At 70.6% G+C, this 13082-nt stretch carries 12 protein-coding genes; 8 read left to right on the forward strand and 4 right to left on the reverse strand.

All coding sequences use genetic code 11. The annotated features are described in order from the left end of the window. Positions 1 to 64 precede the first annotated feature (64 nt). From I4Q55_RS46165 to I4Q55_RS46175, 3 genes are all read left to right on the forward strand, one after another. On the forward strand, positions 65 to 745 hold the full coding sequence (locus tag I4Q55_RS46165) for a hypothetical protein (protein WP_242545130.1): 681 nt from the start codon (positions 65 to 67) through the stop codon (positions 743 to 745). 90 nt (positions 746 to 835) lie between these two features. Beyond that, positions 836 to 1474, forward strand: coding sequence for an HNH endonuclease family protein (locus tag I4Q55_RS46170; protein ID WP_206784461.1), 639 nt, complete (start codon positions 836 to 838; stop codon positions 1472 to 1474). An 18-nt stretch (positions 1475 to 1492) separates the two neighbouring features. Further along, positions 1493 to 2599, forward strand: a complete 1107-nt coding sequence (locus I4Q55_RS46175) for a glycosyltransferase (RefSeq protein WP_206784460.1) — start codon at positions 1493 to 1495, stop codon at positions 2597 to 2599. On the opposite strand, the gene I4Q55_RS46180 is transcribed toward I4Q55_RS46175, so the two are convergent. Continuing rightward, complete coding sequence (locus I4Q55_RS46180) at positions 2583 to 4463, reverse strand: FAD/NAD(P)-binding domain-containing protein (RefSeq protein ID WP_206784459.1); 1881 nt, start codon at positions 4461 to 4463, stop codon at positions 2583 to 2585. The two genes, I4Q55_RS46175 and I4Q55_RS46180, sit on opposite strands and share 17 nt — an antisense overlap. Positions 4464 to 4634: 171 nt before the next feature. On the opposite strand from I4Q55_RS46180, the gene I4Q55_RS46185 reads away from it, so the two are divergent. The 3 genes from I4Q55_RS46185 (at position 4635) to I4Q55_RS46195 (ending at position 7991) form a co-directional block, all read left to right on the forward strand. Further along, positions 4635 to 4931: a hypothetical protein gene (locus tag I4Q55_RS46185; RefSeq protein WP_206784458.1), complete on the forward strand. Its 297-nt coding sequence runs from the start codon at positions 4635 to 4637 to the stop codon at positions 4929 to 4931. A 315-nt stretch (positions 4932 to 5246) separates the two neighbouring features. Further along, positions 5247 to 6506 carry an MFS transporter gene (locus I4Q55_RS46190; RefSeq protein ID WP_206784457.1) on the forward strand — a complete coding sequence of 420 codons (1260 nt, stop codon included), beginning with the start codon at positions 5247 to 5249 and terminating at the stop codon, positions 6504 to 6506. A 321-nt stretch (positions 6507 to 6827) separates the two neighbouring features. After that, entirely contained in the window at positions 6828 to 7991 is a 1164-nt protein-coding gene (locus I4Q55_RS46195) for a GGDEF domain-containing protein (RefSeq protein ID WP_206784559.1), read from the forward strand. Positions 7992 to 7995: 4 nt separating this feature from the next. Here I4Q55_RS46195 and I4Q55_RS46200 read toward each other — a convergent pair whose 3' ends face one another. Then, positions 7996 to 8640 carry a TetR/AcrR family transcriptional regulator gene (locus I4Q55_RS46200; protein ID WP_191315828.1) on the reverse strand — a complete coding sequence of 215 codons (645 nt, stop codon included), beginning with the start codon at positions 8638 to 8640 and terminating at the stop codon, positions 7996 to 7998. A gap of 90 nt (positions 8641 to 8730) precedes the next feature. Between I4Q55_RS46200 and I4Q55_RS46205 the strand changes: the two genes are divergently transcribed. Beyond that, positions 8731 to 9954: an alpha/beta fold hydrolase gene (locus I4Q55_RS46205; RefSeq protein WP_206784456.1), complete on the forward strand. Its 1224-nt coding sequence runs from the start codon at positions 8731 to 8733 to the stop codon at positions 9952 to 9954. 69 nt (positions 9955 to 10023) lie between these two features. On the opposite strand, the gene I4Q55_RS46210 is transcribed toward I4Q55_RS46205, so the two are convergent. Beyond that, positions 10024 to 10434, reverse strand: a complete 411-nt coding sequence (locus I4Q55_RS46210) for a DUF3151 domain-containing protein (protein ID WP_091304838.1) — start codon at positions 10432 to 10434, stop codon at positions 10024 to 10026. 231 nt (positions 10435 to 10665) lie between these two features. Between I4Q55_RS46210 and I4Q55_RS46215 the strand changes: the two genes are divergently transcribed. Then, positions 10666 to 11847: a hypothetical protein gene (locus I4Q55_RS46215; RefSeq protein WP_206784455.1), complete on the forward strand. Its 1182-nt coding sequence runs from the start codon at positions 10666 to 10668 to the stop codon at positions 11845 to 11847. A 53-nt stretch (positions 11848 to 11900) separates the two neighbouring features. Here the strand turns inward: I4Q55_RS46215 and fbaA are convergent, their stop codons facing one another. Then, the gene (gene fbaA, locus I4Q55_RS46220; protein WP_206784454.1) at positions 11901 to 12932 is read right to left on the reverse strand and encodes a class II fructose-bisphosphate aldolase; all 1032 of its coding nucleotides are present in this window, start codon (positions 12930 to 12932) and stop codon (positions 11901 to 11903) included. Positions 12933 to 13082: the final 150 nt, after the last annotated feature.

Here is a 13082-nt window from a genome sequence, read left to right on the forward strand (position 1 = left end):
GGTGTTCGACGACTGAGGTTTAGTGTCCCGGACGGACACCGGTGGCGCTGCTAAATGCCGGTGCATGACTGTAACGGAGGACCTGCGGGTGCGCGGAATCGTGGTGGCCTGTGGCGACGACGCGGCCGGCTTCGAGGACGTCGACGACGTCGAGTCGGTCCGGGTGCCGAGCCGTCCCGGCAAGGCGGAAATCGACCCCTTGCTGGGCGAACACGATCATCTGGTCGTCTCGGGCACGGACGCCGACCTCGCCGCGGTCGTGCTGCGCCTGCTCCGGAAGGACGCGCTCTCCGGCGTGTCGGTCGGGTTCGTCCCGTCGTCGCCGGACTCGGTCGTCGGCGCGCTCTGGGACCTGCCGAAGACGCCGCTGCGGGCGCTCGCGCTGGCGTTGCGCGGCGAGGTCGACCCGGTGCCGCTGATCCGCGACGACGTCGGCGGCGTGCTCGTCGGGCGCGGGCAGCTGCGGCTGGTCCGCGGGGTGGCCTACGCCGACGAGCAGGTGGCGCTGCGCGGGCCGGCCGCGTCGATCGAGGTGCTGCCGGACCCGGGCGGCCCCGGCCTGGCCGTCCGCGTCGTGAAGGGCACGATCTTCAAGCGGCCGTCCACGCTGTACTCGCGGGCGTTCCAGATCGGCTGCATCCCGACCCGGCCGGTGCGCGACGACGTCGTCTTCGAGCGCGCGGTGAACAAGTGGACCTGGTACCGGCACACCGAGGACCTGCGGCTGGTCCGGGGCGCCGTTTGACGGACAGCAACATGTCACCTATACGTGTTGTACACGCCACTCCCGTGCTTCAGGGTTAGCTGTCCCCACTTCTGACACGGAGGCAGCAAGATGCCAACCAGGCGTGCTGTTCGTCATTCGTTCACTGTGCTGGCCGTCACCGCGGTCCTCTCCAGCACCCTGGCCGGCGTCGCCAACGCGACCCCGCCGGGCATCCCCTCGGCCACCACGGCGAAGTCCAACCTCGCCGCGCTCACCGTCAAGGCCGACGGCTCGCAGACCGGCTACAGCCGGGACAAGTTCCCGCACTGGATCGACCAGGGCAGCAGCTGCAACACCCGCGAAGTGGTGCTCAAGCGCGACGGCACGAACGTGGTGACCGACTCCAGCTGCGCCGCGACCTCCGGCAAGTGGGTCAGCCCCTACGACGGCGCGACCTGGACTCAGGCGTCCGATGTGGACATCGACCACGTCGTGCCGCTGGCCGACGCGTGGCGCACCGGCGCGTCCTCGTGGACGACCGCGCAGCGCCAGGCGTTCGCCAACGACCTCACCGACCCGCAGCTGATCGCCGTGACGGACAACGTCAACCAGGAGAAGGGCGACAAATCGCCCGACCAGTGGAAGCCGCCGCTGGTCGGCTACTGGTGCACCTACGCGAAGATGTGGGTCGCGGTGAAGTACAAGTTCAAGCTGACCATCAACTCCGCCGAGAAGACCGCCCTGACGGACATGCTCAACCGCTGCTGACGCCGGTACGCTCGGGCGGTGCGGATCTTCTTCTCGTGCCGCCCGGCGTACGGCCACCTCTTTCCCCTGCTCCCGCTGGCGGACGCGGCGCGCGCGGCCGGGCACGAGGTCGTCTTCGGCACCGGCGAGGCGTTCGTGCCGAAGGTGCGTGAGCTCGGCTTCGAGACCCACCGCGTGGGCATCGCCATCGGTGACGCGGAGGCCGAGGCCAAGCGACGGCACGGGGCGGACGCCGGCTTCCGCGAACTCGGCATCACGATGTTCGCCGAGCTGCTGCCGCGGGCCACGATGGCCGACCTGCGGCCGCTGCTGCCCGGGCTGCGGCCGGATCTGGTGGTCTACGAGCAGAGCGACGTCGGGGCCGGCGCCGTGGCGCGGCAGGCGGGCATCCCGGCTGTCTCGCACGTGATCGGCCGGTCGATGCCGCCGGAGGTGCGCGCGGTCGCGGCCGAACGGCTGGCGCCGCTCTGGGGCACGTCGCCGGCGGACGCCATGTTCGGCGACGCCTGCGTCGACATCTGGCCCGACAGCGTCCGCGACCCGGGCCCGGCGGCGGTGCCGAAGGTGTTCCGGATGCGGCCGACGCCGTACGACGCGGACGTTCCGCTGCCACCGCTCCCGGCGGACGGCTTCGTGTACCTGACGCTGGGCACGGTGGTCTTCGGCGCGACGCAGGTGCTGCGCGGGGCGATCGCGGCGTTGTCGCGGCTGCCGGTGGACGTGCTGGTGGCGACCGGCCCCGGCGACCCCGCGGCGCTGGGCCCGGTGCCGGGGAACGTGCGGGTCGCCGGGTTCGTGCCGCAGGCCGAGGTGCTGGAGCACGCGGGCCTGGTGGTGCACCACGGCGGCACGGGGACGGTGCTCGGCTCGCTCGCCGCGGGTCTGCCACAGCTGGTCCTGCCGCAGGGCGCCGACCAGTTCGCCAACGCGGAGACGCTGTCGGCGCTCGGCGCGGCGAAGGCGCTGGTGGGGGACGCCGTGCGGATCGACGCGATCGAGGCGGCGGCCCGGGAGCTGCTGGACGGCTCGGTGGCGCGGGAGGTCGCTCGGGGCATCGCGGCCGAGATCGCCGGGATGCCCGCGCCGGAGGAAGTACTGGGCGAGCTGGTCAGCTGGGCTGGCTGACCAGCTCCAGGATCTCCCGTGCCACAGCGTCGTTCTGGCGGAACGACAGCGCGTTCGTCCGCGGCCGGGTGAAGGCCGCCGCCGAGCGGGCGCTCGTGTGCGGTCCGACCGCGAACCGGTTCAGGTGGGGACGTCCCGTTCCGTCGAGCAGCCGGGAGTCCGCGACCCGCGTGTGGATGCGGCCCGACGGCAGCGCGACACCCGTCCCCGGGTCCGCCACCGTCTCCTCGGCCAGCTCGCCCGCGTCGCGCAGCTGCCGGAGCAGGCCGTCGGCCGCGCGGGTCACGCTCGGGCCCGGCAGCCGGGCCTCGATCAGCGTGCGTGCCTCGACCGTCTCCGGGTGGCTCGTCGACGACGCCACGAAGACGCCGCGCTCCGCCGTCACCCGCATTTCCGCGCCCGCGAAGGAAACGAGCCCGGCTTCCTGGAGGGCGAGCAGCTCCTCCAGGCGGCGCGGCGGCGGACCGCTGGCGTAGTAGGAGAAGAAGCCGTGGAACCAGCCGTCCACATCGGACACTTGCGATCCGGCACTCAGCCGTCCTTTTTGGACCAGAGTGGGCACCTGGCCGTACACCGACAGCAGCGCCGTGAAGGCACCCAGGTCCGCACTGAACTCCTGGTCCGCCCGGCGCGCCAGGTCGGCCTCGACGTACTTGCGCAGTTCCTTGCCGAACTCCTCCGCCGTACCGAAGGCGCGACCCGCCATCGGGCGGTCCAGGCGGTCGAGGTCGAGCCGGTCGGCCTCGGCGGGCACCGCGCGCGCCACGAGGTCGCGCATGGCGGGGGAAGCCCAGTCCAGGTCGGCGAAGGCGTCGGCGAACACGGCGAAGTCCATGCGCACGCGGTCCGGGTGCCCGGTGAACAGCTCGCTGTAGTAACCCCAGGCCAGCTCCTTCGCGACCAGCGGCCAGACGTCCCGGCGGAAGTCGAGCACGTCGCCGGCCAGCGCGTCGATGGCGTAGGCGTCGAAGAACCTGGGCAGCCGCAAAGGTTTCCCACGCAGCCGGTAGCCGATCTTCGCGTGGTACGGCACCCCGCGCCGCGAGCCGACGTGCAGCACCGGCTCGGCGCCGCTCGGGTGGTAGCGGAGGCCGCCGCACGGGAGGTCCTCGAACCGGCCGCCGCGGCCCTCGGTCAGCAGCAGCATCAGGTCGACGAACGCCAGCCCGAACCCGCGCACCAGCACGGTTTCGCCCGGTTCGACACCCGCGTAGTCGACGTCGGCGGTGTAGCCGGCCGGGTAGTAGGCCAGCCCGTGCCGCGCGGCGAACGCCACCAGCTCGCGCTCCCGATCGTCGGGTTCCGCGTCGAGGTGCCCGACGGTGAAGACGACGGCGTCCGCCGCGATCGCCGTTCCGTCGGACAGCCGGACGGTGTCCCCGTCGACGCCGGTCGCGCGGGCCGCGTGCTCGACGACGTCGACGCCGCCGGGCAGGTCGTCGACGACCTTCCGGTACACCCAGCTCAGATAGGCGCTCTGCAGGCGCCGGGTGGGGAAGTCGAAGGGGTCGAGCGCGGTCAGCTCGGCGACGACGTCGGGTGGCACGTCGGCCTCGAGCCCGCCGGCGCGCACCTGCCGCGCCCACTCCAGCAGCGACGGCCCCCGCCGGACCGGACCGGCCATCCGCACCGACTCGTCGGTGAACATCGTGACGTCCTCGGGCATGGAGTTCATCCGCAGCAGCGGTGACTGGTCGTAGCGCCACACGCGGCCGGGCCCCGGCGGGAACGGGTCGATCAGGTGCACCTCGAGCCGCCGTCCGCCGAGGAGTTCCGCGGCGTTCGCGCCGAGCCGTTCGAGGACGCCGACCCCGCGAGGTCCGGCGCCCACGACAGCCAGGGTGAACGGCGCGAGATCGGCCACGACCCCGAAGCTACGCCGGACTTCCGGTGCCGGAACGCCTTCTCACGGAGCGGAACCCATCCACGACGCCGTCGGCTCCGAAGTCCTGGGGTACACCGGCGAAAGGAGCGATGTTGACCTTCGTCCACCGAGGCGCCCGGGCCTCTGCCGCATACCGCCACCAGCGAATACTTGGCCGATGAGATCGGTTCGCCGCACCGCGTCCACACCGCGCAGGACGTGGTCGGCACCCTCCTCCGGGGGAACTGGGCGATCTTCGCCCACGAATGGGCCGATCCGGACGGGATCGACCCCGAGCACTGGCGGGACGTCGTCGAGGCCGCCGCGGAGGCGGCCGGGGTCGACGTCGAGTTCGTGGTCATCCCGCGCCGGTCCTTGACCGTCGTGTTCAACCGGGCGGTCCCGCCCACCTTCGAGCAGGTCCGCGCGTCGATCGAGGTCATCGAGCGGTCGCGCGGCCGCAGTTGAGCCGCCCTGCCCCGGTAGCCACCTCGCGAACGTGAGGTGGCTACTTTTGCCTCTGGCGACCGACCAGCCGGTACGGAATGATCCATTGGTGACTCCTGAGCCACCGGTCAGACACTGCGGGCTATCGTCTGACCCGTTCGGGAAAGCTCCGTGACACCTTGGATACCGGCGAAAGAACCTAGAGATTTACCAACAGTCACGGGACACTGGCTGGGGTAACTCACGTACCGTGACTGCCTCATGACCGACTGGTCCGTCTCGTCACCATTGGTCATGCGACGGACGCGGTCTGCACAAGAGGTCGGGAGAAAACGCATGGCAGCACCGCCGGATCGCGTCACGTTCCGCGAGGTGTTCGGGGTCGCCGAGTTCCGGGCACTGTGGTTCGGCGAGCTGCTCTCGATCGCCGGTGACCAGCTGGCCAGGGTCGCGCTGTCGATCCTCGTGTTCACCGGGACGAACTCCGCGACGCTCACCGGCCTGACCTACGCGCTGACCTACGCGCCGTCGCTGCTGGGCGGCATCTTCCTGACCGGCTTCGCCGACCGCTTCCCGCGCCGCAGCGTGATGGTGCTCGTCGACCTGCTGCGGGCCGGCCTGATCCTGCTGGTCGCCGTGCCCGGGATGCCGTTCTGGCTGATGTGCGTGCTGGTCGGCGGCGTCTCCCTGGTCAACCCGCCGTTCAAGGCGTCCCAGCTGGCGCTGCTGCCACAGGTGCTCGAAGGCGACCGGTTCGTGGTCGGGATGGGCATCCGGAGCATGACCGTGCAGAGCGCCCAGCTGCTCGGCTTCGCCGGCGGCGGCGCGCTGCTGATCGCCCTCGACCCGCACGTGGCGCTGATCATCGACGCCGCCACGTTCGTGCTGTCCGCGCTGTTCATCCGCTTCGGCCTCCGGGCCCGGCCGGCCGCGGCGACCGGCGAGCGGCGGAAGTCCTTCTTCGCGACGCTCGGCGGCGGTGGCCGGACGGCGTTCGCGAGCTCGCCGCTGCGGACACTGGTGCTGTTCACCTGGCTGATGGGACTCCTGCCGGTCTACGAGGGCATCGCGGCGCCGTACGTCTCGGCGGCGGGCGGTGGCCCCGAAGCGATCGGCCTGCTGCTCGCGGCCGACCCGATCGGCAGCGTGATCGCGACCTTCGTCTACACGCGCTGGGTGCCCGCGCGGCTGCGGCCGAAGCTGATCGGCCCGCTGTCGGCGCTGTGCGCCGTGCCGCTGGTGCTCTGCTTCCTGAACCCCGGACCGGTCTCGTCGATCGTCCTGTTCATCATCTCCGGCGGCCTGGGCACCGTCTGCCTCCTGCAGGCGACCGCGTCACTGACCCTGGCCGTGCCCGACGAGCAGCGCGCGCAGGTGATGGGCCTGTCCAACACGGGGCTGACCACGATGATGGGCATCAGCCCGCTGATCGGCGGCGTGCTCGCGGATCAGCTGACGCCGCACGCGACGGTCGGCATCTTCGGCATCGTGGGGATCGTGCTCACGCTGCCGCTGGCGGTGCTGTGGGCCCGGGCGCTGTCGGGCGAGCCGGACCGATGGATCGACAAAGAAGCCGCACGCGCCGAACATGCATGACATGCCCCGCGCGTGGGCTCGACCTGCGCGACCTTGCGGTGCGCTGTGCGGTCACTGTTCTTTGCCGCGCATCGCTGGCCACCTCTCGTTCCGGTGTCAAAGAAAAAGTACACACCGAAAGCCCTTGTGGACAGCGGGCGAACGGTCTGAAACTGTCCGTGAGTACTTTGTCACCGTACAACCACGCAAGGGTCTGGGGGAAAAATGGTCACATCGGGGGAACAGCGCGGCCAAGACTTGATTTCTTGGGCGCGGGGCTGGGCACTGTGGACCCGCCCCCGCGACTGGATCATCGCGACGCTGACCGCCATCACGGTCATGCTGAGCTGGACGGCCGTTTCGCTGCTGACCGTGCCGGTCACCGTCGCCCAGCTGGGCACGTTTGCGCTGCTCACAGCCCTGGCCGTGGCGCAGACGGAGGTCAGCAGGCGACTGGAGCGGCAGCGCCGCATCCTCAGCAACGGGCCCTACATCTCGATGACTTCGGTGTGGCTGCTGCCCGCCGGCCTGCTGCTGCCGGCCCAGCTGATCGCCGCGCTCGGTGTCGTGCTGTACGTCTACCTGGCGTTCCGCAGCTGGTCCGGCACCCGTCCGGGTGAATTTCACCGCGTGGCCGCGAACGCGACCACGATGATCCTCTCGGCCTTCTCCGCGGGTGTCGTCGGTCACATGACGATCGGCAGCGGCGTGGCGACGGTGACGCTGGCCGCGCTGGCCTTCTTCACGGTCAACACCGCACTGACCGGCCTCGGCCTCTACCTGGCCGACCCGAAGAACGCGACCCCGGTGTCCTGCTTGGGCAACATGGACGACAACCTGCTCGAACTGTCCACTTTGTGCGTCGGTGCGCTGCTGGTGATGGTGCTCAACGAAGAGCCGCTGCTGTCGGTCCTCGTCATCTTGCCGCTGTACGTGCTGCAGCGGTCCGTGCTGATCAAGCGGCTGGAAGAGCTGGCCACGACGGACCAGAAGACGCAGCTGCTCAACGCCACGACCTGGCAGGACGGCGCGCAGCGCGAGATCTCGCGCGCGGAGCGGGAGAACGGCAGCTTCGGCGCCATGATGATCGACCTCGACCACTTCAAGCGGATCAACGACACCTACGGGCACCTCGCGGGCGACGACGTGCTCAAGGCGGTCGCCGCCGTCGTCAAGCAGGAGACCAGGGCGCACGACCTGGTCGGCCGGTTCGGCGGCGAGGAGTTCGTCGCGCTGCTGCCGTCGACGTCCAAGGAGGACGCGATCGTCACGGCGGAACGGATCCGGCAACGGGTCAGCGAGCTGGTCATCAGCACCACGACCAACGAGGGCGCCGCCGTCGACATCGAACGGCAGACGGCGTCCATCGGCGTCGCCGCCTACCCGCTGGACGGTTCGTCCATCGAGGAGGTGATGGCGTCCGCCGACGCGGCCGTGTACGCGGCCAAACACGGCGGGCGAAATCGGGTGGTGGGGTCGGCCGCGGCGGCCTTGGCCGCGGCTTAGCGCCCTACCGCAACCGGTCGATGACGTCGCTCGCCTTGGTCTGCAGGCGGGCGACGCCGCCCACGGTGAATTCGGTGAGCAGGTCGATCAGCGCGTCCTGGTCCGGCGGCTCGCCGTCCCAGGTGGCCTGGACCAGCGACTCGGTCATCGCGAAGAAGAGCGTCACGAGCGCGCGGTCCGCACGGCCGGAGTCGATGCCGTGCGCGGCCCACCGCTTGCGGCTGGCTTCGGCGTAGACGACGGCCAGTCTCTCCCTCAACCGGGTGAGAGCGGGGTCGCCCGCCCGCTCGGCCGCGCGGAGCACGCCGTAGCCCTCGGGGTGGTCGGCGACGAAGGTGACCATGTTGGCGTAGTTGGCCCTCGCCCAGGCCCGCAGGCCTGGCTGCTCGTCGGCTACCGACGGGCCCGCGATGGCGGTGAACGCGCGCTCCTCGGTTTCGGCCACGACCTCGGCGAACAGCGTCGCCCGGTCGCCGAACTGCTCGTAGACGGCTTGGCGCGAGACGCCGGCTTCGCGGGCGATCTGCTCGATCGTCGCGCCCTGCATCCCGTGCTGCGCGACGACCCGCGCGGTCGCCTGCAGCACACGGGCGCGCTGCTCGGAAACCGGGAGCTTGCGCGGCCGCCCGCGTGGGGCCGGGCTTGACATGGTGGTCCACCTCACGTGATTCTTTTTCCGACACCTCTGTCAAAAAAGGTGTTACCCCCGCGCACCCGCCCTGCTCAACGAGGAGCACGCATGCGTATCTTCCCCCGCCGCGCCCTGTCCGCGGCCGTCGCAGGAGTTTCCATTCTGGCCTTGGCCGCGCTCAGCCCGCCTGCCGCGTCCGCCACGTCGTTCTACGACCCGCCGTCACCCCTGCCGGCGGGCAGCAACGGCGACGTCATCCGGCACGAGACGTCGACGTTCTACATCGACCCGATCCAGCTGATCAAGGCCGACGCGAGCGTGCAGCGGATCATGTACCGCAGCACCGACACGCACGGCTCGCCGATCGCCGTCACCGGCACGGTGCTGACGCCGCGGTCGGCGTGGCACGGCAGCGGGGTGCGCCCGATCGTCTCCTACGCCGTCGGCACCCAGGGCGAGGGCGACGACTGCGCGCCGTCGAAAGCGCTTGCCGCGGGCTTCGAGTACGAAGGCCCGTTCATCGCCGGGCTGCTGGCGCGGGGCTACGGCGTCGTCGTCACCGACTACGAAGGGCTCGGCACGCCGGGCGACCACACGTACGTCAACCGCGAGGCGGAGGCCCACGCGGTGCTCGACGCGATCCGCGCGGCGCAGCGGCTGCCGGAGGCGGGCCTGCCGGACGACGGCCCGGTGGCGATCGCGGGCTACTCCCAGGGCGGCGGCGCGTCGGCCGCGGCGGCGGAGCTGCAGCCGAGCTACGCGCCGGAGCTGAAGCTGAAGGGCGCGTACGCGGGCGCGGTGCCGGCGGACCTCGCCGAGGTCGCGAAGAACCTCGACGGCCACTACGCGGTCGGCTTCCTCGGGTTCGCGCTGGTGAGCATGAACTACGCGTACCCGGAGCTGAACATCCCGGCGCTGCTCAACGCGCGCGGGAAGCAGCTGTTCGAGCAGGTCCGGACCGAGTGCACGGTGGAGGCGATCGCCGCGCACGCGTTCACGCGGTCGTCGACGCTGACCAACGACGGCCGCTCGCTCGTCGCGTACCTCGACGAGGAGCCGTACCGGTCGCGCGTGGCCGAGCAGAAGATCGGCTCGCTGAAGCCGACGGCCCCGGTGCTGATCGTCCACAGCGCCCTCGACGACATCGTGCCCTACGCGCAGGACCGCGACCTGGGCCGGACGTGGTGCCGCAAGGGTGTGCAGGTGCAGTTCAGCACGTCGCTGGTGCCGACGCACGTGCTCGGCGCGGTGCGGGCGTACCCGGAGGCGTTCGCCTGGCTGGAGGGCCGTTTCGCCGGGCTGCCGGCACCGGTCAACTGCGGCTGGTTCTGAGGTCTCCCGCAGCAGGTCGTGAGTGGGAAACAGCGTTAGAACACTGTTTCTCACTCACGACCGGGCGGGTCACTTCAGGCCGGTGGCTTCCGCGGCGGCGGGGTCGGAGTCGGCGAGGAAGGTCCGGCAGCGCTCGTGTTCCTCGGTCTCGCCGATCTTCCCGGCGGCCTTGCCCAGGACGGCGAGGGCGCGGAGGAACCCCTGGTTGGGGCGGTGCGACCACGGCACCGGGCCGAAGCCCTTCCAGCCCGCGCGGCGCAGCTGGTCGAGCCCGCGGTGGTAGCCGGTGCGGGCGTACGCGTACGCGGCGACGGTCTCGCCCGCGTCCAGGGCCTTCTCGGCCAGCGAAGCCCACGCCTCGCTGTAGTCGGGGTGTTCGGCGGCGACGGTGGCCGGGTCGGTCCCGGCGTCGAGCGCGGCCTGGGCGGCGGTGTGCTCGGGCAGCAGCGTCGGCTCGGGGCCGAGCAGGTTGTGCGTCATGCCGCCCATTGTGCCCTCAGAGGAAGAGGGTTCCGAGCACCCCGGCTCCGGCCAGCACCAGGGCGGCGACCAGCACGCCCGCGACGACTCGTTTCGGCATCATGGCGCGACACCCTGCCAAGCCGGAGCCGCCGAAAGCAAGTCGTCCACCCCTAAGGGTGAATCCGGATTTTCGCGTCGTTTGCCACGGTCTTGGCCCACTCGTGACCATGACCGGCCATGATGTCCGGCATGGCCAAGGCAGTCGACGTCCCGGTGGACGTGATCCCGCGCAGCCCCGTCGCCAAGACACGGCTGTTCTTCACGCGGCACTGGCACCGCGGCGCCCCCGGGCAGCCGACCCCGGACTGGGTGCTCCGGTTCTGCTACGGGATGTGGCTGGCGGCGTTCGCGTTCAAGCTGGTCGGCTCGTCGTGGGACATGTCGTGGCACTTCATGTGGCTGCGCGACGACCTGGCCCCGCCGCACCTGATCAACACCGTCGGCACGGTGATCATCGTGGTGCTGGTGGCGATCCACAGCTACACGGGCCTGGGGTGTGACAAGCGGTCGCTGCGCCTGATGCAGATCGGCCTGCTGACGTTCCTGATCGCGGCGCCGCTGGACGTCATCAACCACCGCGTCAACGGCCTCGACCTGACGGCGTGGAGCCCGTCCCACATGATGCTGTACCTGGGCACGGGCATCATGCAGGCGGGCGTGCTGCTGGGCTGGCTGCGGTTTTCGCCCCCGGGCCGCTTCCGCACGGGCGTGCTGCTCGGGCTGTGGGCGTTCTTCCTGGAGAACACGTTCTTCCCGAACGGCCAGCAGGAGTACGGCATCCTCGGCCTGCGCGCGTGGGAGCGCGGCGAGCCGGAGGCGGAGCAGTCGCTGCTGGACTTCGCGGCCAACCAGATCGGCCACCCGGTCGACCGGACGGCGGTGCTGCACTTCACGATGCCGATCCCGGAGTGGGTGTACCCGCTGTGGGGCATCGGCGTGATGGCGCTGATCCTGGTCCTGGCCCGGCACACACTGGGCTTCCGCTGGGCGGCGACTTCGGTGGCGCTCGCGTACGTGGCTTATCGGTCGGTGATGTGGCCGCTGCTGCTCGGGATGGGCTTTCCGGTGTCGACGGTGCCGTTCTACCTGGTGTTCGTGGGGTTGGCGGTCGACCTGGCGTTCGCGATGAGCAGCGGCGTGGTGCGTGCGGCCGCGGGGGCCTTGCTGGTGACTGCGTTCGGGTACGGGGCGTTCTGGCTGCAGTCGCAGTTCCGGCCGTGGGTGCTCGGTGAGGCACACACGGAGTCGGCACCCCCGGCGGCGTACTGGACGGCTTTGGTGGTGCTGGGCGGGCTGTTCGCCTTGTGGGCCGGCGCGGAACCCCTGACCCGGAAGTGGGCAGCGCGGCGCTCGGTCGCCGAATCGGTCTGAACACGACGAAGGGGCGGCACTTTCCCGGGAAAGTGCCGCCCCTTCGCGGGTGACTACTTGAGCTTCGTGCCGGCCGAGCCCAACGCCTGGCAGGCCTCGACAACCCGAGCCGCCATGCCGGCCTCCGCGGCCTTCAGGTACGAACGCGGGTCGTACACCTTCTTGTTGCCGACCTCGCCGTCGATCTTCAGGACTCCGTCGTAGTTCTTGAAGAAGTGGTCCACGATCGGGCGGGTGAACGCGTACTGCGTGTCCGTGTCCACGTTCATCTTCACCACGCCGTACGACACCGCCTCGCGGATCTCCTCCGGGAGCGAGCCCGAGCCGCCGTGGAAGACCAGCTCGAACGGCTTCGAGCCCGCGTCCAGGCCGAGCTTCTTCGCCGCCGCTTCCTGGCCGCCCTTCAGCACGTCCGGGCGCAGCTTCACGTTGCCCGGCTTGTACACGCCGTGGACGTTGCCGAACGTCGCCGCCAGCAGGTAACGGCCGCGTTCGCCCGCGCCGAGGGCGTCGATCGTCTTCAGGAAGTCGCCTTCGGCGGTGTACAGCTTCTCGTTGATCTCCGCCTCGACGCCGTCTTCCTCGCCGCCGACGACGCCGATCTCGACCTCGAGGATGATCTTCGCCGCCGCCGTCTTGGCCAGCAGCTCCTGGGCGATCTCCAGGTTCTCGTCGAGGTCGATCGCCGAGCCGTCCCACATGTGGGACTGGAACAGCGGGTTCTGGCCGTTCTTGACGCGCTCGGCCGAGATCTCGATCAGCGGGCGGACGAAGCCGTCCAGCTTGTCCTTCGGGCAGTGGTCGGTGTGGAGCGCGACGTTCACGTCGTAGCGAGCCGCCACGACCTGGGCGAACTCGGCCAGCGCGGTCGCGCCGGTGACCATGTCCTTGACCTTCTGGCCGGACGCGAACTCCGCACCGCCGGTGGAGAACTGGATGATGCCGTCGCTCTCCGCCTCGGCGAAGCCGCGGATGGCGGCGTTCACGGTCTCGGACGAGGTCACGTTGATGGCCGGGTAGGCGAACTCGTTCGCCTTGGCCCGGTCGAGCATCTCCGCGTAGACCTCGGGGGTGGCGATGGGCATCGTTACTCCTCCTTGGCACAGGGTGGTCCCGACCGCATCGTACGAGGTCGGCCGCCGCCGCACACCGGTCCCCGCGAAGAAACTTTCCCGCACGTCGGATCGGTTCAGAAGGGAGGCGTCCGGCCGCCGGGCGAGCCGGCGGCCGGACGG

The sequence above is a fragment of the Amycolatopsis sp. MtRt-6 genome (assembly GCF_017308975.1).
Taxonomy (GTDB): domain Bacteria; phylum Actinomycetota; class Actinomycetes; order Mycobacteriales; family Pseudonocardiaceae; genus Amycolatopsis.

Coding starts and splice junctions, on each gene's coding strand:
- I4Q55_RS46165 (WP_242545130.1), top strand. CDS start 65: ATGACTGTAACGGAGGACCTGCGGGTGCGCGGAATCGTGGTGGCCTGT.
- I4Q55_RS46170 (WP_206784461.1), top strand. CDS start 836: ATGCCAACCAGGCGTGCTGTTCGTCATTCGTTCACTGTGCTGGCCGTC.
- I4Q55_RS46190 (WP_206784457.1), top strand. CDS start 5,247: ATGGCAGCACCGCCGGATCGCGTCACGTTCCGCGAGGTGTTCGGGGTC.
- I4Q55_RS46200 (WP_191315828.1), bottom strand. CDS start 8,640: ATGTCAAGCCCGGCCCCACGCGGGCGGCCGCGCAAGCTCCCGGTTTCC.
- I4Q55_RS46205 (WP_206784456.1), top strand. CDS start 8,731: ATGCGTATCTTCCCCCGCCGCGCCCTGTCCGCGGCCGTCGCAGGAGTT.
- I4Q55_RS46210 (WP_091304838.1), bottom strand. CDS start 10,434: ATGACGCACAACCTGCTCGGCCCCGAGCCGACGCTGCTGCCCGAGCAC.
- I4Q55_RS46215 (WP_206784455.1), top strand. CDS start 10,666: ATGGCCAAGGCAGTCGACGTCCCGGTGGACGTGATCCCGCGCAGCCCC.
- fbaA (WP_206784454.1), bottom strand. CDS start 12,932: ATGCCCATCGCCACCCCCGAGGTCTACGCGGAGATGCTCGACCGGGCC.